Here is a 26,733-nt window from a genome sequence, read left to right as displayed (position 1 = left end):
TCACAGCTTCGGCGCAATCTCTTCGGTCCAGATCCGGTCCCGCTGCTCCGGGGAGAGGTGACAGGCGGCCCAGTGCCGGCCCGCGCCCTCCGCGGCGGTGTCGACCAGGGACAGCTCGGGCCGTACGGTCCGCGTGACCTCGCCCTTGGGCAGGTCGGCGTACGGGCACCGGGGGTTGAAGGCGCAGCCGCTCGGGATGTTGATGAGGCTGGGCGGCGAACCCTTGACCGGGATGAGGCGCTCGGTCTGCTCCCGGTCGATGCGCGGCATCGAGCCGAGCAGGCCCCAGGTGTAGGGGTGCCGGGGTTCGTAGAACACCTTCTCCGCGCTGCCCCGCTCCACGCACCGGCCGCCGTACATCACGAGGAGGTCGTCGGCCATCTCGGCGACGACGCCGAGGTCGTGCGTGATCATGATGACCGCGGAGCCGAACTCCTTCTGCAGGTCCCGGATCAGGTCGAGGATCTGCGCCTGGACGGTGACGTCCAGGGCCGTCGTCGGCTCGTCCGCGATGAGCAGTTCGGGGTTGTTGACCAGCGCCATCGCGATCATCGCGCGCTGGCGCATGCCGCCGGAGAACTCGTGCGGGTAGCTGTCGACCCGCTTGTGCGGCTCGGGGATGCCCACGCGGTCGAGGAGCTCGATCGCCCGCTTGCGGGCGGCCTTCTTGTCGGCCTTGTTGTGGACCCGGTAGGCCTCGGAGATCTGCTTGCCCACGGTGAAGTAGGGGTGCATCGCCGACAGCGGGTCCTGGAAGATCATCGCGATCTCCCGGCCGCGCAGCTTGCGCACCTCCTCCTCGGGGCTGGAGAGGAGCTCCTTGCCGTCGAGCCAGATCTCGCCGGAGATCCGGGCCCGCTGGCGGCCGTACTGGCCCACCCGGTGCAGGCCCATGATGCCCAGCGAGGTCACCGACTTGCCGGAGCCCGACTCGCCGACGATGCCGAGGGTCTTGCCCTTCTCCAGCGTGAAGGAGAGCCCGTCCACGGACTTGACCAGGCCGTCTTCCGTGGGGAAGTGGACCTTGAGGTCGCGTACGTCGAGGAACGCGGTGCCGGGGGCGCCGGCGGCGACGGGCTCGTTCAGTGCGCCCGTCACGGCGGGCGTCGTCGAATCGGTCATGACAGCCTCACTCGGGGGTCGATCACCGCGTACAGGAGGTCGACGACGAGGTTGGCCGCGACGACGAAGAAGGCGGAGATCAGGGTGATGCCGAGAATGACCGGCAGATCGTGCTCGCTGATGGCACGGACGGCGCTGTAGCCGAGTCCGTGCAGCGAGAAGGTGTACTCGGTGAGGACCGCGCCGCCCATCAGCGCGCCCAGGTCGAGGCCCAGGACGGTCAGGATCGGCGTCATGGTCGAGCGCATCGCGTGCTTGCCGATGACGACGGGTTCCGTCAGCCCCTTGGCGCGCGCGGTGCGGATGTAGTCCTCGTTGAGCACTTCCAGCATGGTCGCGCGGGTGAGCCGCGCGTACATCGCCGCGTAGAGGAAGGCGAGCGAGATCCACGGCAGGACCATGCCGTTGAACCAGGTTCCCGGATCCTCGGCGAAGGTCTTCTCCGGCCGTCCGAACCAGCCGAGCTGGTCGGAGAAGAGGGCGATGGCCAGCATGCCGGTGAAGTAGATGGGGAGGGAGACGCCGGCGAGGGCGAGGCCCATCGCCGAACGGTCCAGGACCGTACCGCGCTTGAGGGCGGAGATGACGCCGGCGGCGACACCGCCGATCACCCAGAGCACGACGGCACCGGCGGCGAGCGAGAGGGTGACGGGCAGCCAGTCGGTCAGCAGCGGCCACACCTCCTGCTCGCTCTTGAAGGAGTATCCGAAGCAGGGCGCGGCGCAGTGCGTGACGTCGTTGCCGTTGGCGTACGTACGACCCGCCACCAGCCCGACGACGAACTTGCCGAACTGGACGAGGATCGGGTCGGCGAGACCCATCTTCTGCCGGATGCCCTCGATGGCGGCGGGGTCGGACTGCTTGCCGACGAAGTACAGGGCCGGGTCCGTCCCGATCATCTTCGGGAAGAGGAAGAAGATTCCGAAGGTCACCAGCGTGATGACCAACAGCATGACGATGACGGCGAAGATCCGCCGGATGAGATATGCAAGCACTGCGCTCGGCCTGACCGCGGCCCGGGAACGCCCTCTTCTGGAGAGCGTCCCCGAGCCGCCGCCGCGGCCATCACCTGCCCTTCGTGCCTAGCGGGTGTGGCACTGGAACTGAAACGGACGGTTTGTCTACTGGACGCCGAGCGAGGCGTAGTCGTAGCGGCCGTTGTACGCGTCGGAGGTGTAGACGTTGGTCAGACGGCTGCTGCGCCACGAGATCGTCTTGTCGTAGACGAAGGGCAGGTAGACCGCGGCCTCGGAGACCTTCTGGTTCATCTGCTTGTAGATGTCGCCGGCCTTGGCCGGGTCCGTCTCAGCGATGGCGTCGTCGAACAGCTTGTTGATCGCCGGGTCGTTGAGCTCGGAGAAGTTGTTGTTGCCGCTCTGCAGGATGAAGCGGCCGTCGACCAGCGGCTGGGAGAAGCCCTGACCGGTCGGGAAGTCGGCGCCCCAGCCCATGATGATGATGCCGTAGCCCTTCTCCTTGACCACCTTCGGCGAACCGATGATGCCGGAGGTCTGGGCGCCGTCGAACTGGTCGACGTCGGCCTCGATGCCGACCTGCTTCAGGGCGTTCTGCAGGGAGACGGCCGTGGCGACCTCGACCGGCTTGTTGTTGCGGACCGCGATGGTCGTCTTGAAGCCGGTCTCCTTGCCACAGGCCTTCAGCGCGGCCTTGGCCTTCTCGACGTCCGGCTTGCCGTCGTTCGTCAGCACGCCGTACGGGTCGTACTTGCCGTCGGAGCCCTTGATGCCGAGCGGGAGCATGTTGGGGGCGATGTCGCCACCGGCCTGCGGGCCGCCGCGGGCGGTCTGCAGGGACTTGTGGTCGGCCGCGTAGATGACGGCCTTGCGGCACTCGATGTTGTCGAACGGCGCGACGGTCTGCGGCATGACGGCGTACCGGATGAAGCCGGTCTGGCCGTTGTCCAGGTTGTCCTTGTGGTCCTTCAGCGCGGTGGCGCGGGCCGCCTGGCCGATGCCGGTCGCGTTGATGTCCAGATCGAACTCGCCGTTCATCAGGCGCTTGTCCATGTCGTCCGCGTTCGCCATGAACGTGACCGAGATGGAGTCCGGGAGCGCCTTGCGGATCGTGTCCGACTCGGGCTTCCAGTTCGTGTTGCGCGAGAGCTTCATGCTCTTGTTGGGCTCGTACGAGTCGATCTTGTACGGGCCGTTGGAGAAGGGCTTGAGGCCGTACTTGGCCGCAGTGTCCTTGTCCTGCTTGACCGGGCTGGCGGCCGGCATGGCCAGCATCTGCTCGAAGTCACCGTTGGGCGCGGGGAGCTTGAAGATGATGGTCTTCGCGTCCGGGGTCTCGATCTGCTTGAGGCCGAGCTTGTCCGGGCTGGTGTCCTTGTACGGGCCCTTGTACTCGGTCTTCGGGTCGAGGACCTGCATCAGGTAGACCGGGCCGCCGGAGATGACGTCCTGGGCCCAGGTGCGCTCGATGCCGTACTTCACGTCCTGGGCGGTGACGGGGGTGCCGTCCTCCCAGGTCACGTTGTCCTTGAGGGTGTACTTGTAGGTCTTGCCGCCATCGCTGATCTCCGCGTTGGCGGTGGCCAGGTCCGGGACGAGCTCGGTGCTCTTGGTGCCCGGCTCCGCCTTGAAGCTGACGAGCTGGCGGGCGTAGTAGCGGGAGAAGTCCCACATGAAGCCGTAGTAGCCGCGCTGCGGGTCCCACGAGTCGGCTTCCTGGGTACCGACGAACTTCAGCTCGCCGCCCTTCTTCGTGGAAGCGTTGGCGACCTTGCCTATGGCGGCGTTGAAGCCGCCCGAGGCGGCCGGCTTGCCCTCGTCCTTCTTGCCGTCGTCTCCGCCACAGGCGGTCGCGGACAGCATCGTCGCGAGCACGACGGCCGTGCCGGCGACGAGCCTGCGCTTGGACATGCGATGGGTAGTCACGATGCTCGCAACCCTCCGTTGTGATTCCGGTTCGAAGCCGGGTTCCGGTGTGCCCTGCGGTTCTGGCCTGCGGGTGCCCTGCGGGATGACCTGCGGGGACGGCTAACGGGAGCCCTTCGGGTCGAGGGCATCGCGGACGCCGTCGCCGAAGAGGTTGAAGGCCAGCACGGTGATGAAGATCGCCGTGCCGGGGAAGATCATGAAGAGCGGATCGTCCTCGTAGGTCCGCACGGCCGTCGAGAGGGTCTCGCCCCAGGACGGCGTGGGCGGCTTGACGCCGACGCCCAGGAAGCTGAGCGCGGCCTCGGTCAGCACGTTGGTGGGGATCATCAGCGTCGCGTAGACGGTGATCGGCGCGACCAGGTTCGGGAGCAGCTCGCGGAAGAGGATGTACATCCGGCCCGCGCCCAGGCTCCGCGCGGCTTCGACGTACTCGCGTTCGCGCAGCGAGAGGGTCTGTCCGCGGACGATGCGGCCGATGTAGGGCCAGCCGAAGAAGCCGATCACCAGGACCAGTACGGCGATCCGCAGCCCCGATCCCTCGAAGCCCCAGAGCTTGGCCGGGACGACCGAGACCAGCGCGATGATGAAGAGCAGCTGCGGGAAGGCGAGCAGCAGGTCCATGACGCGGCTGATGGCCGCGTCGACCCAGCCGCCGAAGTAGCCGGCGACGATGCCGAAGAAGGTGCCCAGCGAGACCGCCACGAAGGCGGACAGGAAGGCCACCAGCAGCGAGATGCGGGCGCCGTAGACGATGCGGCTGAAGACGTCGCGGCCGTTGACCGGCTCGACGCCCAGCAGGAAGTCGCCGCTCATGCCGCCGTAGTTGCCGGCCGGCAGACCCAGCAGCGGGTCCAGCATGTCTTCGTGCAGTTCCTCCGGGGGGTGGCCGAACGCGCTGACGATCAGCGGCGCGAAGAGTGCGACGAGGATCAGCAGGAGCACGACGAAACCGCCGGCCAGCGCGACCTTGTCGCGCTTGAGCCGCATCCAGGCGATGCGGCCGGGCGAGCGGCCTTCGATGGCCTTGGCGGGGACGTCGGCTACGGACACGGGTGCGGGTGTCTCCGCGCTCATGTCGTGCAGTGGTGCCGTCATCGTGGTGGGGACCCCTCTCGGCCGACGGGTGGGCCGGCCCATGCCCGCCGCTGTGGCGGCGTTGGTGCGGAGTGGCGCTCGGAGTGCGAGGTACGGATGCGTTCCGCGGAACCGCGGAACGGGGTGGTGCTGGTACTGGTGCTGGTGATGCGCGTGGTGCTGTGCGAAACAACAGGCGAAGTTCCCGTGAGCGGATCGCCTTTGGAGGACTCACCCGCTCTTGGGTGGGGAGTCTTCATCGGGCGCTCGATCAGCCGCCAGACCCGCAGGTGAATGGATGCGCAACCGTGATCTGAGGGTCGAGTTCCCGTTATCCGGACTTCGCTGTCACCTGAGCGGAGCAAGACGTCCTGTTCGGTACGGAATCGGACATGGCGCCCAACTCGGCCTACGAGCATGCCTATTGGGCGTACATCAGCGTCGAAATCAGGACAACGCAAAGGCCGCGCGGAACGGGCGTTCCGTGCGGCCTTCGGTGGCTGAATGCCGATGTCTCAGTAGGCGGGCGCCTGTCCCTCGCGGTCGTAGAAGGGCCTGGTCTGCGCCCGGAGCCACATCGCCACCGGGTCGTGCTCGTCCGCCAGCGCGACCGTGCACACCGGCACCCCCTCGGGGACCGCGCCGACGGACTGGCGCATCATTTCCCGCACCGATTCCAGGGCGTGCGCGGAGGCGTCGTACAGGTCGAGCCCGACGGCGAGGTACGGGGACCCCAGCGCGGGCTGCACCCAGGCGCGGCGCAGCGAGCGGACGGCGGGCGTGCGGTGCGCGTGCTGCGTGAGCAGTCCGTAGAACTGCGGCAGCTCGATGGCGGGCTCGGACAGCCGCAGCGGGCCGGCCGGCATCCGCTCCAGCCCGGTGGCGATCCGGCGGAGGTCTGCCCAGGGCAGGCCGACGCCGCCGCCCTGGGCGTGCGGATTGAGCCACAGCCCCCAGCGGTCGGGGTAGAGGGCGCGGGCGATGTCCCGGCCGGTGACCACCTCGTACCCGCGGTTCCAGCCGCTGGCGGCCAGTTCCTGCGGGGAGGTCACGCAGGGCGCGTACCCGAGGCCCTCGACCTCCATGCCGCCGTACTGGGCCTCCGGGGAGCCGGGCCGGCCCTGCCAGAGGAGCATCCACAGCCGTCCCTCGGCCAGGGCGTGCAGGAGAGACTCGTAGCTCTCGTAGCGCCCGGGAGTCACCTGGCGCAGCATGTGCTCGACCTGCCCGACCGCGGCCGTGCCTGACGCACTCACCCGGTACCCCTCTTCGTCTGTTCGTCCGCCCGTCGTCCACGCGTGTCGGCCACCAGCTTAAGCGTCACTACGGCAGGTAGAAGGGGCGTACGCGCGTGACGATGAAGTCGACGACCGGGTCGTCGGCGGCGTCGAGCAGGATCAACTGCACCGGCCAGGGCGGCGGTACGCGGGTCAGGGCGCGGCCGAGCGCGTCCATCGGGGCGTTTCGCATCCCGGGCTCCCATCCCAGCAGGTGGACGCCGACGTAGAGTTCCGGCGCGCCGCCCTCGACGCTGGCGAGGCAGCGGTGCGCGGAGGCGACGACCCCGGTGGCGCGGAACTCCTCCGCGGCGGCGCTCAGGAACTCGACCGGGTCCTCCTGCCAGTCGGGCTCGTAGAGCCGGACCCGGCCACCGCCGGCCGGCCCGTCGAGCGGGCTGCGGCCGGTGCGGCACAGTTCGGCGACGGCCTGCGGGGGCAGCGGCACGCCGACGGATCCCTCCGGGTTGACCGCGACGCCGAGCTGCGGGGGCAGGCCCCGGGCGAAGTCCGCGGCGGGGGCGACGGCGAAGTCCATGCCGGGGCCGACGCAGGCGCGGAACTGCTCCTCGGAGCTGTAGACGGGCACGTAGGCGGCGCCGTCGATGTCCATCGTGGGCAGGCTCAGGCTGTTCACCCCGCCCGGCAGCGGGATCCACAGATCGCTCCGCCCGAGGACCTCCAGGATCCGCCCCCCGGCGTCCGCCTGTCCGAGCGCCGCCCCGAGCACCTGCTCCAGCTCGTTACCCGGCCACATGTACGTCTCCACTCGCTTGCCTTGGTCTCGGCCCGGGGTTCCCGGCCCGAGCGTCCCGAGATTAACGGGCGCCTGCGACACCCCCGCCGGGGGCCGCCCGCACGGCGGCCCGGACTGCCTTCCTCGTACGGCTTCCTCGTACGGCGCCCCCGCGTGCCCGTACGAACCGCGCCGCTAGCGGAAGCCGATCGACGTCAGCCGCGACGCCGCCGGGCGGTCCAGCAGGGTCACCGACGCGCAGCCGGCCGGCGGGCGGCCCGCCTCGGCCTCGCGCAGCAGCCGGGCCACGGCGCCGCGGTGCCGGGCGAAGGCGTACGCCGACACCCCCCGGCCCCGCGCGGCCTGCCCGGCCCGGGCCTCCTCGGGGGTGGTGTCCAGCAGCACCAGGTGCAGCACGCGGCCGCGCCGCCGGGCCGCGGAGGCCAGCAGCGCCCGGACCCAGCTCTGCGTACCGCAGTCGTGGACGACGGCCGGGGCCCCGGAGCGCAGCACCCGCCACAGGCCCCAGTAGTGGGCGATCCGGACCGCGGGCCGGTACACCGCGTAGGGCAGGGCGGCCGGCATCCGGCGCTCCCACCGCTCGCGGGCGTCCTGGGAGTCGATGCCGCCGCCCTCCGCGGCCCGCTTGATCAGGGTGCTCTTGCCGCCGCCGGGCAGTCCGGAGACCACCACGACGTCCCCCGCGGCGAACCGGAGCCGCCGGGGGCCCTCGGCCCCGCGCAGGTCCCGTACCGCCCCGGGCTCCGCCGGCGTCCCCGCCGCCGGATCCCGTACGGCCCCGCGCTGCGGCGGCACGCCGGCCACCGCGTCCTCGACGGCCGCGGTGCCCGTCGCCGCCAGTACTCCGAATCTCCGCACAGTGCTCGCCTCCCCTCCCCCGCCCCGGGCCGCCCGGACCCGTTCCCCCTGAGTGTAAAGAGACGGTAATCCGGGGCCCCCGGTTCCGCTCCGGGCCCGCTCCGGCTCCGTTCCCCGCCCGCTCCCGGTCCGCCCCACCTGCCGCCCCCCTCCCCCATTCGGCCGCACCTCGTGCAATGATGTGCGCCATCTGGACACCTAACTGCATACCGGCCGCTTGAATCCGCGCGGGAGAGTCCCGGCACGCCGCAAGGCGGTGCCCGGGCGCCGAAGGAGCAAGTACCTCCCTTGAATCTCTCAGGCCCCGTACCGCGTGGATGAGGCAGATCTGAAAAGCGAGCCGCGCAGGCGCCCCTGAGGGCCCCGGCGACGGTTCCACCCAAGGTGCAAGTCGATGGCCTCCCCTGGAAGCGGGGAACTCTCGGCGAACCTCTCAGGTTCCGATGACAGATGGGGAGGAACTCCTCCTCGTCATGTCATGCCCTGGGACCCGGGAGCCACACCCATGAGCACTGCCCCCCGCCTGACCGCCCTCGATGCGCTGCACCGTTCCCTCGGTGCGACCATGACCGATTTCGCGGGCTGGGACATGCCCCTGCGGTACGGGAGCGAGCGCGACGAGCACAACGCCGTCCGCACCAGCGCCGGACTCTTCGACCTCTCCCACATGGGCGAGATCACCCTGACCGGCCCGGAGGCCGTCAAGGTCCTGGACTACGCGCTGGTCGGCAACATCTCCACCGTCGGCGTCGGCCGTGCCCGCTACACGCACATCTGCCAGGAGGACGGCGGGATCCTCGACGACCTGATCGTCTACCGCCTGGGCGAGACCGAGTTCATGGTCGTCGCGAACGCCTCCAACGCGCAGGTGGTCCTGGACGCGATCACCGAGCGCGCCGCCGGCTTCGACGCCGAGGTCCGCGACGACCGCGACGCGTACGCGCTGCTCGCGGTGCAGGGTCCGCAGTCCCCCGGCATCCTCGCCTCCCTCACCGACGCCGACCTGGACGGGCTGAAGTACTACGCCGGCCTGCCCGGCACGGTCGCCGGGGTGCCCGCGCTGATCGCGCGTACCGGCTACACCGGTGAGGACGGCTTCGAGCTGTTCGTCTCGCCCGAGCACGCCGTGGAGCTGTGGCAGGCGCTGACCAAGGCGGGCGAGGGCGTCGGCCTGGTCCCGGCCGGCCTGTCCTGCCGCGACACCCTGCGCCTGGAAGCGGGCATGCCGCTGTACGGGCACGAGCTGACCACCTCCCTCACCCCGTTCGACGCGGGTCTGGGCCGGGTCGTGAAGTTCGAGAAGGAGGGCGACTTCGTCGGCCGCGCCGCCCTGGAGGCCGCCGCCGAGCGCGCCGCCTCCAAGGCGCCGCGCAAGCTGGTCGGCCTGATCGCCGAGGGCCGCCGCGTTCCGCGCGCCGGCTTCGCCGTGACCTTCGACGGCCAGGTCGTCGGCGAGGTCACCTCGGGCGCCCCGTCACCGACGCTGGGCAAGCCGATCGCGATGGCCTACGTCGACGCGGCGCACGCCGCGCCCGGCACCTCCGGCGTCGGCGTGGACATTCGCGGTACGCATGAGGCGTACGAGGTCGTGGCCCTGCCGTTCTACAAGCGGCAGAAGTAGCCCCGTACCGCACTCGTACCGCGCCTGACCGCCGGCCGGGGCTTCGCGCCGGTCCCGCACGACCACCGTTCGTATCCACTCCCCCGCATCCAGGAGAATCAGGTCATGAGCAACCCCCAGCAGCTGCGTTTCAGCAAGGAGCACGAGTGGCTGTCGGACGCCGTCGACGGCGTCTCGACGGTCGGCATCACGGAGTTCGCGGCCAACGCGCTCGGTGACGTCGTCTACGCCCAGCTTCCCGCCGTCGGCGACACCGTGACCGCGGGCGAGACCTGCGGCGAGCTGGAGTCGACCAAGTCGGTCAGCGACCTGTACTCCCCCGTCACCGGCGAGATCACCGAGTTCAACCAGGACGTCGTCGACGACCCGGCGCTCGTGAACTCGGCTCCGTTCGAGGGCGGCTGGCTCTTCAAGGTACGCGTCACGGAGGAGCCGGCCGACCTGCTCTCCGAGGACGAGTACGCCAAGCTCACCGCCGGCAACTGACCCAGGGAACCCTGATGTCTGTACTGAACACTCCCCTCCACGAGCTCGACCCGGACGTCGCCGCCGCCGTCGACGCCGAACTCGTGCGCCAGCAGTCCACCCTGGAAATGATCGCGTCGGAGAACTTCGCTCCGGTCGCCGTCATGGAGGCCCAGGGCTCGGTCCTGACCAACAAGTACGCCGAGGGCTACCCCGGCCGCCGCTACTACGGCGGCTGTGAGCACGTCGACGTGGTCGAGCAGATCGCGATCGACCGCATCAAGGCGCTCTTCGGCGCCGAGGCCGCGAACGTGCAGCCCCACTCGGGCGCGCAGGCCAACGCGGCCGCGATGTTCGCGCTGATCAAGCCGGGCGACACGATCATGGGCCTGAACCTGGCCCACGGCGGTCACCTGACCCACGGCATGAAGATCAACTTCTCCGGCAAGCTCTACAACGTGGTCCCGTACCACGTCGACGAGACCGGCGAGGTCGACATGGCCGAGGTCGAGCGCCTCGCCAAGGAGTCCAAGCCGCAGCTGATCGTCGCGGGCTGGTCCGCCTACCCGCGCCAGCTCGACTTCGCCGCCTTCCGCCGCATCGCGGACGAGGTCGGCGCGTACCTGATGGTCGACATGGCGCACTTCGCCGGCCTGGTCGCCGCGGGTCTGCACCCGAACCCGGTGCCGCACGCCCACGTCGTCACCACCACCACGCACAAGACCCTCGGCGGTCCGCGCGGCGGTGTCATCCTGTCGACGCAGGAGCTGGCCAAGAAGATCAACTCCGCGGTCTTCCCGGGTCAGCAGGGCGGCCCGCTGGAGCACGTGATCGCGGCCAAGGCCGTCTCCTTCCTCGTGGCGGCCTCGCCCGAGTTCAAGGAGCGCCAGGAGCGCACCCTGGAGGGTGCCAAGATCCTCGCCGCCCGTCTGGTCCAGGACGACGTCAAGGCCGTGGGCGTGGACGTCCTGACCGGCGGCACCGACGTGCACCTGGTCCTGGTCGACCTGCGCAACGCCGAGCTGGACGGCCAGCAGGCCGAGGACCGCCTCCACGAGGTCGGCATCACGGTCAACCGCAACGCCGTCCCGAACGACCCGCGGCCCCCGATGGTCACTTCGGGTCTGCGGATCGGTACGCCGGCGCTGGCCACCCGCGGTTTCGACGCCGAGGCCTTCACCGAGGTCGCCGAGATCATCGCGCAGGCGCTGAAGCCCGCCTACGACGCGGAGGACCTGAAGGCGCGCGTCTCCGCGCTCGCCGCGAAGTTCCCGCTGTACCCGTCGCTCTAGGCGCCGGCTCGAGGGGCCCGGCCTTGTTGTGCACAGGGCCGGGCCCTTTCATGACCAAAGCCCCAGGCGGATGCGACCTCTTGCCGCTGATTCATCCAATAAATGGCAAATAGGCTCCGAATAAGGAACGACCGCACCCCTGGCAGGACGGACAGCACACCCCATGGACATGAGCGCAGCGAACAAGAAGGGACTCAGTCTCTTCGCCCTGATCATGATCGGCCTCGGCTCGATCTTCGGATCGGGGTGGCTGTTCGGAGCAGGCCAGGCGGCGGCGGTCGCGGGGCCCGCGGCGATCATCGCCTGGGTCATCGGCGCCGTCTTCATCGGCATGATCGCCATGTCCTACGCGGAGGTGGGCGCGGCCTACCCGCTGCCCGGCTCGATGGCCCGCTTCGGCACCATCTCGCACGGGCCGGTCCTGGGCTTCATCACCGGCTGGGCGGTCTGGATCGCCATCGCCGCGCTGATCCCGATCGAGTCCATCGCCGGTACGCAGTACATGTCCTCCTGGAACTTCGGCTGGGCCAAGGGCCTGGTCGAGAACGGCGGCCTGACCACCTCCGGCATGGCGATGGCCCTGTTCCTGACCGTGGCCCTGTGGCTGGCCTGCTACTGGTCGGTCGCGCTGCTCGCCAAGGCGAACAACCTCCTCACCCTGGTCAAGTTCGCCATCCCCGTCCTCGCCGTGATCGCCCTGATCGCCTCCGGCTTCCACACCGGCAACTTCACCGACCACGGCGGCTTCGCGCCCAACGGCTGGTCCGCGGTCATGACCGCCGTCACCACCTCGGGCGTGGTCTTCGCCTTCAACGGCTTCCAGGCCGTCGTGAACCTCGGCGGCGCCGCCAAGAACCCCGGCCGCGCCATCCCGCTGGCCCTGGTCGGCGCCCTCTCCCTCGGCCTGGTGATCTACCTGGCCCTGCAGATCGCCTTCATCGGCGGCGTCCCGCCCGAGAAGCTCGCCGAGGCCGGCGGCTGGAACGGCATCAACTTCGCCTCGCCGTTCGCCGACCTCGCCAAGATGCTGATGCTGCACTGGGTCGTCACGATGCTCCAGTTCGGTGCCTTCATCTCCCCGTCCGGCGCCAACATCGGCAACGTCGCCTCGGCCTCGTACATGGCGCAGAACCTCGCGGACACCGGCTTCTTCCCGAAGAAGATCCGCGAGGTCCACCCGAAGTACGGCACCGCGCGTCCCGCGATGTGGCTGAACCTCGGCTTCTCGGTCCTGCTGCTGGTCACCGTCGGCCACAGCTGGGAGGCCCTGGCCAGCGTGGTCTCCGCCGCGATGGTGGTCTCGTACCTGATCGGCCCGATCGCGGTGGGCGTCTTCCGCAGGACCAAGCCCGAGCTGCCCCGCCCCTTCCGCCTGCCGGCGGCGAGCGTCCTGTGCCCGGTCACCTTCGCCTTCGCCGCCTGCGCCCTGTACTGGTCCAAGTGGCCGGACACCGGCAAGGTGGTGCTGCTCACCCTGGTGGCCGCCCCGATCGCGGCGATCGTGCTCAAGCGCAAGGGCGAGAAGAACCTGGCCGGGCAGTTCGCCCCGGCCTGGTGGATGATCGCCTTCCTGCTGTGGCTGGGCACGCTGTCGGCACTCGGCAGCAAGGAGTTCGGCGGCCACGGAATCATCCCGGGCGGCGTGGACATCGCCCTGGTGGGCGTCTCCGCCCTGGGCTTCTACTTCTGGGCCGTACGGTCCGGGGTGAAGGCCCACTACGCGGGCCTGCCGGGCCCGGACCCCGTCCTGGACGCCCCCGCCGAGGAGGCCGCCGCGGCAGCCGCACCGGAGCGCGAACTGAGCCACGCCTGAGCGTCCCCCTCCCGACCCGTCCGGCGGCCGAGCCGTTCACCTCACCGCGTTAAGCTCGGCTGCCGGACAAAATCCGCAGATCCCCACCGATCAACCCGCTCAACCCGATCAACCCGATCGCATCGCTCCACCAGCTCCTGCCCACGCTTCCCACCCACGAGCAGACATAGGAGTCCGCAACCGTGGCCATCTCCGTCTTCGATCTCTTCTCGATCGGCATCGGTCCCTCCTCCTCCCACACCGTCGGACCGATGCGCGCCGCGCGCATGTTCGTGACCCGGCTCAAGAAGGACGGCGTCCTCGCCCAGACCGCCTCGGTCCGGGCCGAGCTCTTCGGCTCGCTCGGCGCCACCGGGCACGGCCACGGCACCCCCAAGGCGGTCCTGCTGGGCCTGGAGGGCCACTCCCCCCGCACCGTGAACGTGGAGACCGCCGACGCCGAGGTCGAGCGCATCCGCACGACGGGCCGCCTGCGTCTGCTGGGCACCGAGATAGGCGATGGCCACGAGATCGCCTTCGACGAGCCGAACCAGCTGATCCTGCACCGCCGGCGCTCGCTCCCGTACCACGCGAACGGCATGACGCTCTTCGCCTACGACGAGGCCGGCACCCCGCTGCTGGAGAAGACCTACTACTCGGTCGGCGGCGGTTTCGTCGTGGACGAGGACGCGGTCGGCGAGGACCGGATCAAGCTCGACGACACCGTGCTGAAGTACCCCTTCCGCAGCGGCGACGAGATGCTGCGCCTCGCGAACGAGACCGGCCTGTCGATCTCCTCGATGATGCTGGAGAACGAGAAGGCCTGGCGCACCGAGGACGAGATCCGCGAGGGCCTGCTGGAGATCTGGCGCGTCATGCAGTCCTGCGTCGCGCGCGGCATGTCCCGCGAGGGCATCCTCCCCGGCGGCCTGCGGGTCAAGCGCCGGGCCGCCTCCACGGCGCGCCAGCTGCGCACCGAGGGCGACCCGATGATGCACCGCAGCGAGTGGGCGACCATCTACGCGATGGCGGTCAACGAGGAGAACGCGGCCGGCGGCCGGGTCGTGACGGCCCCGACGAACGGCGCCGCGGGCGTCCTGCCGGCGGTCCTGCACTACTACATGAACTTCGTGCCGGGCGCCGACGAGGACGGCGTGGTCCGCTTCCTCCTCGCGGCGGGCGCGATCGGCATGCTCTTCAAGGAGAACGCCTCGATCTCCGGCGCCGAGGTCGGCTGCCAGGGCGAGGTCGGCTCGGCCTGCTCGATGGCGGCCGGCGCGCTGGCCGAGGTCCTGGGCGGCACCCCGGAGCAGGTCGAGAACGCGGCCGAGATCGGCATGGAGCACAACCTCGGCCTGACCTGCGACCCGGTCGGCGGCCTCGTCCAGATCCCGTGCATCGAGCGCAACGGCATGGCGGCGGTCAAGGCCGTCACCGCGGCCAAGATGGCGATGCGCGGCGACGGCAGCCACAAGGTCTCCCTCGACAAGGTCATCAAGACCATGAAGGAGACGGGCGCCGACATGAAGGTCAAGTACAAGGAGACCGCCCGCGGCGGCCTCGCGGTCAACGTCATCGAATGCTGATCCCCACCGTCTGACCGGTGAAGGCCCCGACGCGCGGCGTCGGGGCCTTCGTCGTTCCCTGCGTCGTTCCCTGCGTCGGCCGTGCGCCGCTCACCGCGCCGCCTCCCGAGCCGGGCAGGTGGGTTACGCCAGTAACTTCGTTCGAGATTGGGGGGTATATGAGGTTTGGCAGGAGCTTGGTCACGCTTGAGGGGGAACAAGGCGGTCTGAGCTGGTTTCTTGATGATCACCTGCGCCAGGGTGGGGGCACGACGTCGCGTCCACACCCCCGGCGGTTCGGCCAACCGTCTTGGACCACAGCCGTTTTGCTTAACTGGAGGACTTGAAACATGGCAAGCACCCGCAGCATCCGCGTGATGACGGCCGCCGCATCGCTCCCCCTCGCCTTCGCGCTCCTCACCGGTGTCGCGCAGGCCGACAACGGGGCCGGTGCGGCCGGGACCGCGTCGAACGCGGCCCTGGCCGGCGTCCTCGGCAGCGGGGTCGGCGGCAGCAACACCGGAAACTCCTCCACCGCCCAGCAGGTCGCCTCGGGCTTCGGCGCCTCCAACCAGAACAACGGCGCCCAGGCCAACGGCTCGGGCTTCACCGCGATCGGCCAGTCCAACGCGCACGAGTCCTTCATCTACAACCCGCTCCCGTAGTTCCGGCCGGGGCCCCGCCCCGGCCGCGCACGCCCTTCCACCGAGCCCCGCCCTCCCCCCGGAGGGCGGGGCTCGGCGCGTCGGGCGAAGAGGGGCCGAGCGGCCCGGGCGAAGGGGACCTTCGGCCTCGGAAAGGCGGCCCGGGGGTGGGCTAGCTTGCCCGAGTGGGCATGTCGCGCGCGTGCGCCGGCGGGACCCACCCCGAGAGAGAGGCGCCCGCATGGCCGGCACCGAACACCGCGTCCTCGCACTCCGCCTGGAGGCCGCGCCCGCGCCCGTCCCGGTGCGGGGCGTCTTCGTGTACCGCACCGATCGGCCCTACGAGATCTCCCTCGACTTCGAGGGCGCCGGGATGCACCTCGCCCACTGGGTCTTCTCCCGGGAGCTGCTGCTCGACGGCCAGGTCTGCGCCACCGGCGAGGGCGACATCCAGGTGTGGCCGCGCTGGAAGGGCACCGAGCCGCGGGTGTTCCTGGCCTTCAGCAACGGCACGCAGTCCTGCGTGGTGTCCGCCCGGGCCAAGGACGTACAGGCGCTGTGCCGCCGGATGACCGAGCTGGTGCCGCGCGGCCAGGAACACCGGCACTACGACCTCGACGCCGAGCTGAGCGCCCTCCTTCCCAGCTGAATCCGGCGAACCCGGTGAACCCGGTGAACCCGGTGCAACCGCCGCCGTGGCGGACGCGTCCTCACGGATGACACCGTTCCCCGTCTCTCGGAATCGAGGGGACGCCATGAACCGTCCACGCCGCCGGCAGGCCGTCGCAGTGGGGGCGGGCGCACTGCTCGCCGCCGCCCTGGCCTTCGCCGCACCGGCCTCCGCCGCGGCCACCACGGCCGCCTCCACCACCAAGGCCACCCAGACTCCGCTCGTCGTCAATGCCCGCTACGGCGGCCACTGCACGTACGACCGGGTGGTCGTCGACCTCCAGGGGTCCGTCCCCGGGGTCACCGTCACCCCCGTCCCGAAGCTGGTCTACGACGGGTCCGGCAAGCCCGTCCCGCTGGCCGGGACGTACTTCCTGGAGATCCGCCTGCACCCCGCCGCCGGACACGACGACGCGGGCCGCAACGTCTACCGCGGGCCCAAGCTCGTCACGATCGGCCTGCCCAAGCTGAAGGGCCTCGCCCTGACCGGCGACTACGAGGGGTACGTCACCCTCGGCGCCGCCTTCGACACCAAGCCCGCCTACAGCTCGTTCACGCTGCACGCCCCGGAGCGCTTCGTCCTGGACGTCGCGCACCCGAACGTCTGCTGAGCGCACACCCGCCGGCGGGAGACGGGGCCCGGCTACCGGTGCTCGGGGTTCGGGAAGTCGAAGCGGCAGCCCGCGTCCCACAGGGAGCGCTGGTTGCCGTGCGCCGGCATCCCGCCGGACCGCTTGAGCAGGGCCGCCAGGTGCATGAGGTTCCAGCTCATGAAGGCCGTGTTCCGGTTGGTGAAATCGTTCTCGGGACCGCCCGATCCGGGGTCCAGGTACGAGGGCCCGGGCCCGGCCTCGCCGATCCAGCCGGCGTCGGCCTGCGGGGGGATCGCGTAGCCGAGGTGCTGGAGGCTGTAGAGGACGTTCATGGCGCAGTGCTTGACCCCGTCCTCATTGCCCGTGATCAGCGCCCCGCCCACGCGCCCGTAGTAGGCGTACTGGCCCTGGTCGTTCAGGATCGAGGAGCAGGCGTAGAGCCGCTCGATGACCTGCTTCATCACCGAGCTGTTGTCCCCGAGCCAGATCGGGCCGCACAGCACGAGGATGTCGGCGTCCATGATCTGGCTGTAGAGCACCGGCCACTGATCGCTGTCCCAGCCGTGGTCGGTCATGTCGGGCCAGACACCGGTGGCGATGTCGTGGTCGACGGCCCGGATGAGCGAGGTCCGCGCCCCGGCCGCCTCCATCACCGCGCGGCTCTTGTCGATCAGGCCCTCGGTGTTGCTGGGCTCGGGCGATCGCTTGAGCGTGCAGTTGACGTACACGGCGGTGAGGTCGGAGTAGTCGAAGGCGGGCGCGGCATCGGATTCGGCGGTCACCGCACCAGCGTCGGCGCCACGGGGCGGGGCCGCCAGCGGACCGCACCCGTCCGGGCGCGCGGCCCCCGTACGGAACGGCGCGGAGCCGCGGATCGCCCGGCCACCCGCGGCGGCGGGCCCGCGGAACTCCCCCTCGGGTCCGCGCCCTTGGGCGTCACACCGGGCGACCGGCTACGGAGCGTCACGGCCAAGCGGAATCCGGAAGGCGGCCGGCGCGATTGGGGCGGGTTGTTACCGGTCCGTGCGGCCGACTAGGGTCAGCGGGCCTTGGTGTTCGGGAAACCGGTGGGAAACCGGTGCGGCCCTCGCCACTGTGATCGGGAAGTCCGGCTCCACTCCTGCGGGAAAGCCACTGGGCTGCGCGGGAGGTTCCGCGCTGCCCGGGAAGGCGGGGCATGGACGTCAACCCGTGAGCCAGGAGACCGGCCGGGGCGCGTTGTCCATCCACGAGGTGCTGGAGAGGTCTCCCTACTCATGCATATAGCCGAGGGGTTCCTGCCCCCTTTGCACGCGGTCGCCTGGGGCGCCGCGTCCGCTCCCTTCGTCGTCCACGGCGTCCGCGCGCTCACCCGCGAGGTGAAGGCCAACCCGGAGAGCACGCTGCTGCTCGGCGCGTCCGGGGCCTTCACCTTCGTCCTGTCCGCCCTGAAGATCCCTTCGGTGACCGGCAGTTGCTCGCACCCCACGGGCACCGGACTCGGGGCGATCCTGTTCCGGCCGCCGATCATGGCGGTGCTGGGCACGATCACCCTGCTGTTCCAGGCCCTGCTGCTGGCGCACGGCGGGCTCACCACCCTCGGCGCCAACGTCTTCTCGATGGCCATCGCCGGCCCGTGGGCGGGCTACGCCGTCTACCGGCTGCTGCGGAAGGCCGGAGCCCCGCTGATGGTGACCGTGTTCTTCGGCGCCTTCTTCGCCGACCTGGTCACCTACTGCGTCACCAGCGTGCAGCTCGCGCTGGCCTTCCCCGACCCGGCCTCCGGGTTCATCGGCTCGCTCGCGAAGTTCGGGGGGATCTTCGCGGTCACGCAGATCCCGCTGGCCGTGAGCGAGGGGCTGCTGACCGTCCTGGTGATGCGGCTGCTGATGGCGTCGAGCAAGTCGGACCTGGTCCGCCTCGGCGTCGCGAAGCTGACCGGCACCCGTACCGAAGAGAGGGCGGCGGCCTGATGAGCGGGATGCCGAAGAACACGAAGATGTCCAGGAACGCCAAGATCAACGCTCTGCTGCTGCTCCTGGTGGCGGCGCTGGCCGTGCTCCCGGTCGCCCTGGGGATGGGCGACCACAAGGAGGAGCCCTTCGCCGGCGCCGACGCGCAGGCCGAGACGGCGATCACCGAGCTGAAGCCGGACTACGAGCCCTGGTTCTCCCCCCTCTACGAGCCCCCCTCCGGCGAGATCGAGTCCGCGCTGTTCGCCCTGCAGGCGGCACTGGGCGCGGGCGTGCTCGCGTACTACTTCGGCGTCCGCAAGGGCCGCCGCCAGGGAGCGGCCGCCGCCGCTGCCGCCGCCTCCCCCACCACCGCCCCGGAGGCGTAGGCGGTGCTGCCGATCGACGTGGCCGCGCACAGCAGTCGCTGGCGGGGCCGGCACCCGCTGGAGAAGGCCGTGCTCGGGATCGGGCTGACGGTCACCGCCGTGTGCCTGCCGCCCTGGCCGGGCGGGCCGCTGGTGGCCGCCGCCACCCTCGCCGTGCTGCTCGGGCCGGCCGGGGTGGCCGGCCGGCAGCTCTGGCGGGCCTTCCGGATCCCGCTCGGCTTCTGCTTCACCGGGGCGGTGCCGCTGCTGTTCGCGGTCGGCGGCCCGTCGGGGCCGGTCTCCCTGGCCCCCGACGGCCCCCGGGCCGCCGCCGAACTGCTGCTGCGCACCTCGGCGGCCTCGCTCGGACTGCTGCTGTTCGCCTTCACCACCCCGGTCTCCGACGTACTGCCCCGGCTGGTGCGGGCCGGGGTGCCGGCCCCGGTGGTGGACGTGGCGCTGGTCATGTACCGGATCGGCTTCCTGCTGCTCGACTCCATGGCCCAGGTCCGCCGGGCCCAGGCGGCCCGCCTCGGGCACACCGGCCGGGCCGCGGTGTGGCGCTCCCTCGCGGGGCTCGCCGCCACCTCCTTCGTACGGGCCTTCGACCGCGCGGCCAAGCTCCAGTCGGGGCTGGCCGGGCGCGGCTACGACGGCGCGCTGCGGGTCCTCGTCCCGGAGGCGGCCCTGTCGTGGCGCTTCCTGACGGCCACCGCCGGCCTGCTGGCGGCCCTGATCACCCTGACCCTCACCCTGAAGGGGCTCTCCTCGTGAACCCGGTGACGACCCCCCTGGTGGAACTGACCGGCGCCGGCTACGCCTACGAGGACGGCCCCGCCGTCCTGACCGGCGTCGACTTCGCCATCGCGCCGGGCCGGGCGCTGGCCCTGCTGGGCCGCAACGGCAGCGGCAAGACCACCCTGATGCGGCTGCTGAGCGGCGGCCTGCGGCCCGGCGCGGGATCGCTGCGGCTGGACGGCACGCGGGTCTCGTACGACCGGGCCGGGCTGACCCGGCTGCGCACGTCCGTGCAGCTCGTGGTGCAGGATCCCGACGACCAGCTGTTCGCGGCCTCGGTCGAGCAGGACGTGTCCTTCGGCCCGATGAACCTGGGGCTCCCCGCCCCGGAGGTCCGCGCCCGCGTGGACGCGGCCCTCGCCGCCCTGGACATCACCCCGCTCCGGGACCGCCCCACCCACCTGCTCTCCTACGGCCAGCGCAAGCGCGCGGCGATCGCGGGGGCGGTGGCGATGGCGCCGCGGGTGCTGATCCTGGACGAGCCGACGGCCGGCCTGGACCCGGACGGCCAGGAGCGCCTCCTCGACGTCCTGGCGGGCCTGCGGTCGTCCGGCACCACGGTGGTCATGGCCACCCACGACGTGGACCTGGCGGTCCGCTGGGCCGACGACGCGGCGGTCCTGACCCCGCAGGGCATCCGCTTCGGCCCGGCCGAGCCCCTCCTCTCGGACCCGGCCCTGCTCACCTCGGCGGGCCTGCGCCCGGCCTGGTCCCCGGCGGTGGCCGCGCTGCTGCGGGCCCACGGCCTGCTGGCGGCGGACGCCCCGGGCCCCCGCGATCCGCAGGCCCTGGCCGCCTGGGGGCAAATCTAGGATGGCCGCATGTCGCTGCCGCACGCCATCCTCACCGCCCTGCTCGAGAAGCCCTCGTCGGGGCTGGAGCTGACCCGGCGGTTCGACAGGTCGATCGGGTACTTCTGGTCCGCGACGCACCAGCAGATCTACCGGGAGCTCGGCCGGCTGGAGGAGGGCGGGCTGATCCGGGCGCTGCCCAGCGAGGGGCCCGTACGCGGGCAGAAGAAGGAGTACGAGGTGCTGCCCGCCGGGAGCGGGGAGCTGGCGCGGTGGGTCGGGGAGCGTCAGGATCCCAAGCCGGTGCGCGATCCGCTGCTGCTGCGGATCCGGGCGGCCGCGGTCGTGGGGCCGCAGGGGCTGGCGGCCGAGCTGCGGCGGCATCTGGAGCTGCACCGGGCCCAGCTGGCCGTGTACGAGGGCATCGAGGAGAGGGACTTCCCGGTGGGCCGGGACTCCGGCGAGGACCGGCTGCGGCGTGTCGTGCTGCACGCGGGAACCGGGCTGGAGACGTTCTGGCTGCGCTGGCTGGAGGAGGCCCTCGCCGAGGTGGAAGGCATGGCCGGCGGGGTCCCCCGGGACGTGGCCGGCGGACAGCGGCAGACCTGACGCGCGCCCCGGCCCGGCGGGGGCCGGGGGCGTCGCGGGGGCTTACTTGTTCAGGGAGGCCCAGAACTCGTCGAAGCTCAGCAGGCCGTCGTCGTTCGCGTCCTTGGCGGCGATCACGGCCTCCGCGACCGGGCCGGTGACGAACGGGTCGCCCATCGCCGCCATCGCCGAACGGAACTCGTCGGCCGTCACGAAGCCGTCACCGTTCACGTCGAACTTGCCGAACGTCGTCCGTGCGCTCTCGATGTCCGCCACTGGGTCCACCCCTTCTTGGTGCTTGTTGACCGGCTCAGGGTAGCGGCACGCCCGCCCCCCTCACGCCCCGGGTCCCGTTCGAGCGGCAGATAGAAATTCAATTACTCTTCCGTAGTGCGGAAGTGATAATTCCAGCCAACAATTCAAGCCCCCACTTGTCACGCTCCGGGACCACGGCATAACGTAGCGACATTGCCGCCACACCGGGAGCGCAGGGCTCCCAGGGACAAGCGGCAACAAGGGCGATCACACAGGTGACGATCACAGCTGACGCATCATTCGAAGTTCTGCCCTTCACCCGCACGTGCCACCACATCTGGGAAGACGGCGACCATGTGCTCATCGGAGTGAGTCCTGGAAACAGCTACTTCAGCTCCGAGCGCATATCCGACCTCGCCCGATGGGCCACGACCCGCTTCGCGCAGGTCGACTTCGTCTACGCAGACCTCCACGTGGACAGGATGTTCGCCGCCTTCGGCTACACCCGGGAACACGCGGAGAAGCGTGCGACGAAGGAAATCAAGGCAGTCCGGCGAAGGATTCTCAAGGGTGTGGAGGAATCAGGACCTCCGCACGCGGAAATCCGAGTGAGGGCACTGTCGGAGTTCCAGACGAACCCCGTCTACCAACTTCTGCACCGACGCGTGCTCCATTTCCTGGAGACCGACGACGAATTTCGCAAGGGCTGCGAGGAAATGGCCCTGCACTTTGTCGGCTCCAAGTTGCCGGAAGGTGAATCGATCACCGACGCACAGTTGCAGGTGTGTTTCGATTACATGGCAGCCGAGCTGCCGTTCTTCATCGACACCCCGAGCATCCTCGACGTGCCGTCCTCGGTGGCGGCCTACCACGTCAAGATGCCGATGACCGACGTCCTCTTCGCCCGCGGTGGGGGACTGCGCGCGACGAGGAACCAGGCCTACGCCGTGGTCCGCCCGGAGGCGGCCGGCCGGCCACGGAGCGACCCGGACCACCCGGACGCGAACCCGAACCCGCACGCGAACACGCACACCGCACCAACCGAAGGGACCGTCGATGAGCGTCGAGCAGCTTGAGGGCACCGGCCGGACCGCCGAGCCCCTCATCGACTTCCCCCTCTCGCGGCGCGGTGACGTGCTCCCCGAGGAATGCACCTGGCTGCGCGAGAAGGCGCCCGTCGCGAAGGTCCGTACCCTCACCGGGGACCCGGCCTGGCTGGTGAGCAGCTACGCGCTGGCCAAGCAGGTGCTGGAGGACGAGCGCTTCAGCCTCAAGGACACGGCCAATGCCGGCGTCCCGCGCCAGTACGCGCTGACGATCCCGCCCGAGGTCGTCAACAACATGGGCAACATCAACAGCGCCGGACTGCGCAACGCGGTCATGAAGGCGCTCAACCCGCGCCAGAAGGGCCTGCAGGACTGGCTGCGGGCCAAGGCCGGCGAGCTCATCGACCAGCTCGTCGCCGAAGGCGGGCCCGCCGACCTGCGGGCCTGTTTCGCCGATCCCTTCTCGGCGGCCATGCACTGCCAGGTGCTGGGCGTGCCGTTCGAGGACTGGCGCCGGCTGATGTCGGGGCTGGACGTCGCGTTCATGACCGCGCGCGAGCCGTTCGCCGACTCCGCGCTCAACTGGTACAAGGACGTCGGCTACTTCGAGCAGCAGCTGAAGGCGCAGCTGGCGCTGCCCGCCGAGGAGCGTACGGGGCTCCTCGGCAGGTTCGCCGAGCTGAAGGAGGCGGACCCGGAGTCGGCGCACCTGACCGACGACATGTTCGCCACCGTCGCCGTCTCGCTCTTCGGGGCCGGCGCCGTCTCCACCTCCGCGTTCCTGACCCTGGCCGTCCTGGCGCTGCTGCAGAGGCCCGAGCTCATCGGGTACCTCGGCAAGCACCCGGAGCGCATGGGCAAGGCCGTGGACGAGCTGCTCCGCTGGAACCTGTCCGTCGGCGACGGCCTGCCGCGCATCGCGCTGGCGGACATCCAGGTCGGGGACGTGCTGGTCAGGGAGGGCGAGCTGGTGCTCGTCCTGCTGGAGGGGGCCAACTTCGACCCGGAGGCCTTCGAGAACCCCGACGAGCTGGACCTGGAGCGCGAGAGCTCCCACGCCCACCTCGCCTTCGGCGCCGGCCGGCACTTCTGCCCGGCTTCCGCGCTGGGCCGGGCGCACGCCGAGATCGCGCTGGAGGTGCTGGTCGAGCGGCTGCCCGAGCTGCGTCTCGCGGTGCCGGCGGAGAACCTCGTGTGGCGGACCGGCTTCATCAAGCGGCTTCCCGAGCGGCTCCCCGTCGCCTGGTGAGGAGGCGTCGGTGAGCGGTCCACGGTGCCCCGGGAGCTGTGCGAGCTCCCGGGGCACACCCCTGTCCGCGTACGGGCGCGCTCGCGGCCTACCGGAAGATGCCGGTGTGGCCGAGGGAGTAGCGGCCGGGCTGCGGGTAGACGGCGAGGCCGTGCGGTCCGCCGCCCACCGGGATCTTCGCGAGCTGCTTGCCGGTGGTGGTGTCGATGGCGTAGACCTCGGAGTTGTACCGGCCCGAGAGCCACAGCACCTTGCCGTCGGCCGAGACACCGCCCATGTCGGGGCTGCCGCCGTCGGGCAGCTCCCACTTCTTGGTCAGCTTGTTCTGGGTGAAGTCGAAGACGGAGATCGATCCCTCACCCCGGTTGGAGACGTACATCTCCTTGGAGTCGCGGCTGACGTACAGGCCGTGGCAGCCCTTTCCGGTGGGCAGCAGCTTGGGCGTCTCGAACTTGTCGCCGCCGAGCACCCACATGCCGTGCGCCATCATGTCCGCGACGTAGAAGGTCTTTCCGTCCGGCGAGACCTTGACGTCCTGCGGCATCGCGCCCTCGAAGGGGAGTTTCTGCTGGCCGACGACCTCCATCTTCTCGGTGTCGACCTTGAGCAGTTCACCGGAGAACTCGCAGCTCACGATGAAGTAGCGGCCGTCCGCGGAGAAGTCCGCGTGATTGACGCCGAAGCAGGTCACGGGGACGGTCTTCACCCGGTCCATCGTGTGCGGGTCGCGGAAGACCAGCTCCTTGTCCATGGAGGCCATGACCACCGCGTACTTGCCGTTGGGCGTGAAGTACAGGTTGTACGGGTCGTGCACCTCGACGGGCTTGCCGGCCTCGCCGGTGGCCGGGTTGATCGGGGTGAGCGTGTGGCCCCGGTTGTTGTTGACCCAGAGGGTCTTCATGTCCCAGGAGGGGACCACGTGCTGGGGCTGGACGCCGACGGGGATGGTGTCGATGACCTTGTACGTCACCGGGTCGATGACGGACACCGTGTTGGAGGTGGTGTTCGGGACGTAGACGCGGGACGGGAAGTCCTTGACCACCGGGGAGAGCTTGTTCGGCCGGTCGGCCGCGTAGACGTCGTTCGGATCGAGGAGCGGCGGCATGCCGGCGAGGCCCGGCGGTACGGCCGGTACGGCCTTGACGGGCGCGACGGGCCCCTTCGTTCCGAGGGCCTCGGCAGGCCCCTTGTCGGCCGCTCCGCAGCCGGCGAGGGCGGCGAGGACCAGGCCGGCCAGCAACGCGGTGGCCTTCCGGGGAAGGCGGGTGGTCGTCATGGGGTCAGCAGCTCCGTGGTGGTCACCGCGCGCAGTTTGCGGCGTGCGAGTTCTTCGAGGAGGGGCGGCATCGCGTCGACCGTGTCCGCGTAGCCGAAGTGCAGGCTCACCACCGATCCGCCTTGGATCGTGCCGGTGACGGTGCGGATGACGGCCGCGGCACCGGGCGAGGTGAAGTCGAGGGAGTCCACGTCGTACGAGAGGACGTGCGGGTATCCCGCCCGCTGGGCCAGCGTGCGCACCAGGGGGGTGGCGTACTGGGTCTGGGACGGGCGGAACCAGGTGCCGATGGACCCGGTCAGCCGTTTGAGCCGGTCGGCGCAGCCGGTGATCTCGGCGTACGCCTGCTCCTCGGGCATGGTGTTGATCGCGAGGTGGCGCTGGGTGTGGTTGCCGAGCTCGTGGCCGCCGTCCAGGATCCGGCGGGCCATCTCCGGGTGGGCGTCGAGCCAGGCCCCGATGGCCAGGACGGTGACCCGGGCGCCCGCCCGCTCCGCCTCGGTGAGCACCGCCTTGGCGATGGCGGGGTCGCCGTTGCCGTGGAAGGTGAGCGCGACGCCGGTCCCGCCGCGGGGGCCGTGCGCGATCTCCACGGGCTGGCCGGGAAACCGGCGCGGGGCGGGGGCCGCCTTGACCGGGGCCGCCTTGCCCGGCGCCGCCGGTCTGTCCGGGGCGGCCTTGGCCGGGGCCGCGGGGCCGGCGGGGGCACTACAGGCGGCGGCGAGGGCGCCGGCGGCGACCGCCGCGCCGGCACGGAGAGCGGATCGGCGGTCCGGGTAGCAGAGCACCCGCCCATTTAAGGGGTGGATGCCCGTCTAGGTATTGATTGACCCCATTCGGGACCATCGGCCGAACCGGTACCACGCGGCGACTGTCCACTATGTGATCAACGATTCACTCAGAGCGGTCGATCTTTATGCACTGATTACGAGGCTCGTGGCCCATCTCACCTAAGATTTAGGTAGAAAGTCTTAGGATATGCACACTTATGTCCAACTTGGGACTTTTGGCATTTGGTCCCTCGTCTGCCATAGTCGGAATCACGGCTTCCCGTTGACCCGAGCGAAGTCCTTGCCGAGGATCACACCCCCTTCGATCCTCGGCACACCCATGAAACCCCCGCAGCGCCCCACAACGGCGACAGGGGGTTTCTGGCATTTCTAGCGGTCGGCCACCCGCATCTCGAACCAGGTGATCTTTCCGCGCGGCAGCAGGTCCGCGCCCCAGCGGTCCGAGAGCTTGTCGACGAGGAACAGCCCCCGGCCGGTGGTGTCCATCTCGTGCACCGGCATCAGGCAGGGCAGCCCGCGCGAAGGATCGCGCACCTCCACGCGGATCCAGCCGCGCCGCCTGAGCATCCGTAAACCGAAGGACCGGGCCCCCGTGTGCCGCACGGCGTTGCCCACGAGCTCCGAGACCAGCAGGACCGTGTGTTCGGCGATCTGCGGCGAGAGCCCCCACAGGCGGACGACCACGCACTGCGTGAGCCGGCGGGCGGTGCTCGCCGACTCGGGCATCGATGGCAGCGTCACTTCCGCCTCGGCCGGATTCCCGTACAACTCCAGTGCTTTGAGGCCCAGTTCGTCCTCCAGGGCCGCCGTGAGCCGTACGGCGGAAGCGCTACTGCGCTGCCGCGGCTGTTCCACACCCTCCAGACCCGCCATGGACCCATCATGGAGGGCCGGTACGGCCGTTCGGGCCGTTCCGCAGGAAAAGACCCCCCGGGATCATCGATTCCGAGGGGTCCTCCCGGCATATGCGACTGGCAATCCGGAGCCCATCGCACGCCCCTGACCTGC

27 protein-coding genes and 2 riboswitches are annotated in these 26,733 nt (G+C 70.4%); of the genes, 15 read left to right on the top strand and 12 right to left on the bottom strand.

What is annotated here, in order from left to right; genetic code table 11:
• The 7 genes from ACWCP2_RS23070 to ACWCP2_RS23040 form a co-directional block, all read right to left on the bottom strand.
• Complete coding sequence (locus tag ACWCP2_RS23070; protein ID WP_450910454.1) at positions 1 to 1,122, bottom strand: ABC transporter ATP-binding protein; 1,122 nt, start codon at positions 1,120 to 1,122, stop codon at positions 1 to 3.
• Positions 1,119 to 2,117, bottom strand: coding sequence for an ABC transporter permease (locus ACWCP2_RS23065; RefSeq protein ID WP_327304419.1), 999 nt, complete (start codon positions 2,115 to 2,117; stop codon positions 1,119 to 1,121). The genes ACWCP2_RS23070 and ACWCP2_RS23065 overlap by 4 nt, the downstream gene beginning before the upstream one ends.
• A gap of 126 nt (positions 2,118 to 2,243) precedes the next feature.
• Complete coding sequence (locus tag ACWCP2_RS23060; protein WP_450910453.1) at positions 2,244 to 4,022, bottom strand: ABC transporter substrate-binding protein; 1,779 nt, start codon at positions 4,020 to 4,022, stop codon at positions 2,244 to 2,246.
• Between the two features lie 102 nt (positions 4,023 to 4,124).
• Positions 4,125 to 5,120 (bottom strand): ABC transporter permease, encoded by a 996-nt coding sequence (locus tag ACWCP2_RS23055; RefSeq protein WP_450910452.1) that lies wholly within the window; start codon positions 5,118 to 5,120, stop codon positions 4,125 to 4,127.
• A gap of 494 nt (positions 5,121 to 5,614) precedes the next feature.
• The gene (locus tag ACWCP2_RS23050) at positions 5,615 to 6,355 is read right to left on the bottom strand and encodes an enhanced serine sensitivity protein SseB C-terminal domain-containing protein (protein ID WP_450910451.1); all 741 of its coding nucleotides are present in this window, start codon (positions 6,353 to 6,355) and stop codon (positions 5,615 to 5,617) included.
• A gap of 67 nt (positions 6,356 to 6,422) precedes the next feature.
• Positions 6,423 to 7,133, bottom strand: a complete 711-nt coding sequence (locus ACWCP2_RS23045) for an enhanced serine sensitivity protein SseB (protein WP_450910450.1) — start codon at positions 7,131 to 7,133, stop codon at positions 6,423 to 6,425.
• Positions 7,134 to 7,307: 174 nt separating this feature from the next.
• Positions 7,308 to 7,991, bottom strand: a complete 684-nt coding sequence (locus tag ACWCP2_RS23040) for an AAA family ATPase (RefSeq protein WP_450910449.1) — start codon at positions 7,989 to 7,991, stop codon at positions 7,308 to 7,310.
• 218 nt (positions 7,992 to 8,209) lie between these two features.
• Positions 8,210 to 8,313: riboswitch (glycine riboswitch) on the top strand.
• A gap of 183 nt (positions 8,314 to 8,496) precedes the next feature.
• Here ACWCP2_RS23040 and gcvT point away from each other — a divergent pair.
• The 8 genes from gcvT to ACWCP2_RS23000 all read left to right on the top strand — a co-directional run bounded on the left by gcvT (position 8,497) and on the right by ACWCP2_RS23000 (position 16,650).
• Positions 8,497 to 9,612 (top strand): glycine cleavage system aminomethyltransferase GcvT, encoded by a 1,116-nt coding sequence (gene gcvT, locus ACWCP2_RS23035; RefSeq protein ID WP_450910448.1) that lies wholly within the window; start codon positions 8,497 to 8,499, stop codon positions 9,610 to 9,612.
• A 105-nt stretch (positions 9,613 to 9,717) separates the two neighbouring features.
• The gene (gene gcvH / locus ACWCP2_RS23030; protein ID WP_450910447.1) at positions 9,718 to 10,098 is read left to right on the top strand and encodes a glycine cleavage system protein GcvH; all 381 of its coding nucleotides are present in this window, start codon (positions 9,718 to 9,720) and stop codon (positions 10,096 to 10,098) included.
• Between the two features lie 14 nt (positions 10,099 to 10,112).
• The gene (gene glyA, locus ACWCP2_RS23025; RefSeq protein WP_450910446.1) at positions 10,113 to 11,369 is read left to right on the top strand and encodes a serine hydroxymethyltransferase; all 1,257 of its coding nucleotides are present in this window, start codon (positions 10,113 to 10,115) and stop codon (positions 11,367 to 11,369) included.
• Between the two features lie 163 nt (positions 11,370 to 11,532).
• Positions 11,533 to 13,182 carry an APC family permease gene (locus ACWCP2_RS23020; protein WP_450910445.1) on the top strand — a complete coding sequence of 550 codons (1,650 nt, stop codon included), beginning with the start codon at positions 11,533 to 11,535 and terminating at the stop codon, positions 13,180 to 13,182.
• A 182-nt stretch (positions 13,183 to 13,364) separates the two neighbouring features.
• Positions 13,365 to 14,747, top strand: a complete 1,383-nt coding sequence (locus ACWCP2_RS23015; RefSeq protein ID WP_450910444.1) for an L-serine ammonia-lyase — start codon at positions 13,365 to 13,367, stop codon at positions 14,745 to 14,747.
• 329 nt (positions 14,748 to 15,076) lie between these two features.
• Positions 15,077 to 15,391 carry a hypothetical protein gene (locus ACWCP2_RS23010; protein ID WP_450910443.1) on the top strand — a complete coding sequence of 105 codons (315 nt, stop codon included), beginning with the start codon at positions 15,077 to 15,079 and terminating at the stop codon, positions 15,389 to 15,391.
• Positions 15,392 to 15,611: 220 nt separating this feature from the next.
• On the top strand, positions 15,612 to 16,019 hold the full coding sequence (locus tag ACWCP2_RS23005; RefSeq protein ID WP_450910442.1) for an SsgA family sporulation/cell division regulator: 408 nt from the start codon (positions 15,612 to 15,614) through the stop codon (positions 16,017 to 16,019).
• A gap of 106 nt (positions 16,020 to 16,125) precedes the next feature.
• Positions 16,126 to 16,650, top strand: a complete 525-nt coding sequence (locus ACWCP2_RS23000; protein WP_450910441.1) for an AMIN-like domain-containing (lipo)protein — start codon at positions 16,126 to 16,128, stop codon at positions 16,648 to 16,650.
• A 32-nt stretch (positions 16,651 to 16,682) separates the two neighbouring features.
• Here the strand turns inward: ACWCP2_RS23000 and ACWCP2_RS22995 are convergent, their stop codons facing one another.
• Positions 16,683 to 17,414 (bottom strand): flavodoxin family protein, encoded by a 732-nt coding sequence (locus ACWCP2_RS22995; RefSeq protein ID WP_450910440.1) that lies wholly within the window; start codon positions 17,412 to 17,414, stop codon positions 16,683 to 16,685.
• Positions 17,415 to 17,665: 251 nt separating this feature from the next.
• Positions 17,666 to 17,859: riboswitch (cobalamin riboswitch) on the top strand.
• A gap of 29 nt (positions 17,860 to 17,888) precedes the next feature.
• On the opposite strand from ACWCP2_RS22995, the gene ACWCP2_RS22990 reads away from it, so the two are divergent.
• Genes ACWCP2_RS22990 through ACWCP2_RS22970 form a run of 5 tightly spaced genes read left to right on the top strand, consistent with a single transcriptional unit; the run spans position 17,889 to position 21,129 of the window.
• On the top strand, positions 17,889 to 18,584 hold the full coding sequence (locus tag ACWCP2_RS22990; RefSeq protein ID WP_450910439.1) for an energy-coupling factor ABC transporter permease: 696 nt from the start codon (positions 17,889 to 17,891) through the stop codon (positions 18,582 to 18,584).
• Positions 18,585 to 18,592: 8 nt separating this feature from the next.
• Positions 18,593 to 18,952, top strand: a complete 360-nt coding sequence (locus ACWCP2_RS22985) for an energy-coupling factor ABC transporter substrate-binding protein (protein ID WP_450910438.1) — start codon at positions 18,593 to 18,595, stop codon at positions 18,950 to 18,952.
• 3 nt (positions 18,953 to 18,955) lie between these two features.
• Positions 18,956 to 19,705: a cobalt ECF transporter T component CbiQ gene (cbiQ, locus tag ACWCP2_RS22980; protein WP_450910437.1), complete on the top strand. Its 750-nt coding sequence runs from the start codon at positions 18,956 to 18,958 to the stop codon at positions 19,703 to 19,705.
• A 5-nt stretch (positions 19,706 to 19,710) separates the two neighbouring features.
• Positions 19,711 to 20,541, top strand: a complete 831-nt coding sequence (locus ACWCP2_RS22975) for an energy-coupling factor ABC transporter ATP-binding protein (protein WP_450910498.1) — start codon at positions 19,711 to 19,713, stop codon at positions 20,539 to 20,541.
• A gap of 9 nt (positions 20,542 to 20,550) precedes the next feature.
• The gene (locus tag ACWCP2_RS22970; RefSeq protein ID WP_450910436.1) at positions 20,551 to 21,129 is read left to right on the top strand and encodes a PadR family transcriptional regulator; all 579 of its coding nucleotides are present in this window, start codon (positions 20,551 to 20,553) and stop codon (positions 21,127 to 21,129) included.
• A 42-nt stretch (positions 21,130 to 21,171) separates the two neighbouring features.
• On the opposite strand, the gene ACWCP2_RS22965 is transcribed toward ACWCP2_RS22970, so the two are convergent.
• The gene (locus ACWCP2_RS22965; protein WP_450910497.1) at positions 21,172 to 21,384 is read right to left on the bottom strand and encodes an EF-hand domain-containing protein; all 213 of its coding nucleotides are present in this window, start codon (positions 21,382 to 21,384) and stop codon (positions 21,172 to 21,174) included.
• Between the two features lie 254 nt (positions 21,385 to 21,638).
• On the opposite strand from ACWCP2_RS22965, the gene ACWCP2_RS22960 reads away from it, so the two are divergent.
• Positions 21,639 to 22,439 (top strand): tRNA-dependent cyclodipeptide synthase, encoded by an 801-nt coding sequence (locus tag ACWCP2_RS22960; protein ID WP_450910435.1) that lies wholly within the window; start codon positions 21,639 to 21,641, stop codon positions 22,437 to 22,439.
• Positions 22,420 to 23,658: a cytochrome P450 gene (locus tag ACWCP2_RS22955; RefSeq protein ID WP_450910434.1), complete on the top strand. Its 1,239-nt coding sequence runs from the start codon at positions 22,420 to 22,422 to the stop codon at positions 23,656 to 23,658. The genes ACWCP2_RS22960 and ACWCP2_RS22955 overlap by 20 nt, the downstream gene beginning before the upstream one ends.
• An 88-nt stretch (positions 23,659 to 23,746) precedes the next feature.
• On the opposite strand, the gene ACWCP2_RS22950 is transcribed toward ACWCP2_RS22955, so the two are convergent.
• From ACWCP2_RS22950 to ACWCP2_RS22940, 3 genes are all read right to left on the bottom strand, one after another.
• Positions 23,747 to 24,934: a YncE family protein gene (locus ACWCP2_RS22950; protein WP_450910433.1), complete on the bottom strand. Its 1,188-nt coding sequence runs from the start codon at positions 24,932 to 24,934 to the stop codon at positions 23,747 to 23,749.
• Positions 24,931 to 25,722, bottom strand: a complete 792-nt coding sequence (locus tag ACWCP2_RS22945; protein ID WP_450910432.1) for a polysaccharide deacetylase family protein — start codon at positions 25,720 to 25,722, stop codon at positions 24,931 to 24,933. Before ACWCP2_RS22945 ends, ACWCP2_RS22950 begins: the two co-directional genes overlap by 4 nt.
• A gap of 372 nt (positions 25,723 to 26,094) precedes the next feature.
• Positions 26,095 to 26,598, bottom strand: coding sequence for an ATP-binding protein (locus tag ACWCP2_RS22940; protein WP_254384318.1), 504 nt, complete (start codon positions 26,596 to 26,598; stop codon positions 26,095 to 26,097).
• Positions 26,599 to 26,733 lie beyond the last annotated feature (135 nt).

Source organism: Streptomyces sp. NPDC002104 (assembly GCF_053593795.1).
Note: the sequence above shows the minus strand (reverse complement) of the source record. Positions and strands in the feature narration are given on the sequence as shown.

Bases quoted from the DNA above. Each gene is read 5' to 3' on its own strand.
- ACWCP2_RS23070 (WP_450910454.1), bottom strand. From the start codon at position 1,122: ATGACCGATTCGACGACGCCCGCCGTGACGGGCGCACTGAACGAGCCC.
- ACWCP2_RS23055 (WP_450910452.1), bottom strand. From the start codon at position 5,120: ATGACGGCACCACTGCACGACATGAGCGCGGAGACACCCGCACCCGTG.
- ACWCP2_RS23045 (WP_450910450.1), bottom strand. From the start codon at position 7,133: ATGTGGCCGGGTAACGAGCTGGAGCAGGTGCTCGGGGCGGCGCTCGGA.
- gcvT (WP_450910448.1), top strand. From the start codon at position 8,497: ATGAGCACTGCCCCCCGCCTGACCGCCCTCGATGCGCTGCACCGTTCC.
- gcvH (WP_450910447.1), top strand. From the start codon at position 9,718: ATGAGCAACCCCCAGCAGCTGCGTTTCAGCAAGGAGCACGAGTGGCTG.
- glyA (WP_450910446.1), top strand. From the start codon at position 10,113: ATGTCTGTACTGAACACTCCCCTCCACGAGCTCGACCCGGACGTCGCC.
- ACWCP2_RS23020 (WP_450910445.1), top strand. From the start codon at position 11,533: ATGGACATGAGCGCAGCGAACAAGAAGGGACTCAGTCTCTTCGCCCTG.
- ACWCP2_RS23010 (WP_450910443.1), top strand. From the start codon at position 15,077: ATGGCAAGCACCCGCAGCATCCGCGTGATGACGGCCGCCGCATCGCTC.
- ACWCP2_RS23005 (WP_450910442.1), top strand. From the start codon at position 15,612: ATGGCCGGCACCGAACACCGCGTCCTCGCACTCCGCCTGGAGGCCGCG.
- ACWCP2_RS23000 (WP_450910441.1), top strand. From the start codon at position 16,126: ATGAACCGTCCACGCCGCCGGCAGGCCGTCGCAGTGGGGGCGGGCGCA.
- ACWCP2_RS22990 (WP_450910439.1), top strand. From the start codon at position 17,889: ATGCATATAGCCGAGGGGTTCCTGCCCCCTTTGCACGCGGTCGCCTGG.
- ACWCP2_RS22985 (WP_450910438.1), top strand. From the start codon at position 18,593: ATGCCGAAGAACACGAAGATGTCCAGGAACGCCAAGATCAACGCTCTG.
- ACWCP2_RS22970 (WP_450910436.1), top strand. From the start codon at position 20,551: ATGTCGCTGCCGCACGCCATCCTCACCGCCCTGCTCGAGAAGCCCTCG.
- ACWCP2_RS22955 (WP_450910434.1), top strand. From the start codon at position 22,420: ATGAGCGTCGAGCAGCTTGAGGGCACCGGCCGGACCGCCGAGCCCCTC.
- ACWCP2_RS22950 (WP_450910433.1), bottom strand. From the start codon at position 24,934: ATGACGACCACCCGCCTTCCCCGGAAGGCCACCGCGTTGCTGGCCGGC.
- ACWCP2_RS22940 (WP_254384318.1), bottom strand. From the start codon at position 26,598: ATGGCGGGTCTGGAGGGTGTGGAACAGCCGCGGCAGCGCAGTAGCGCT.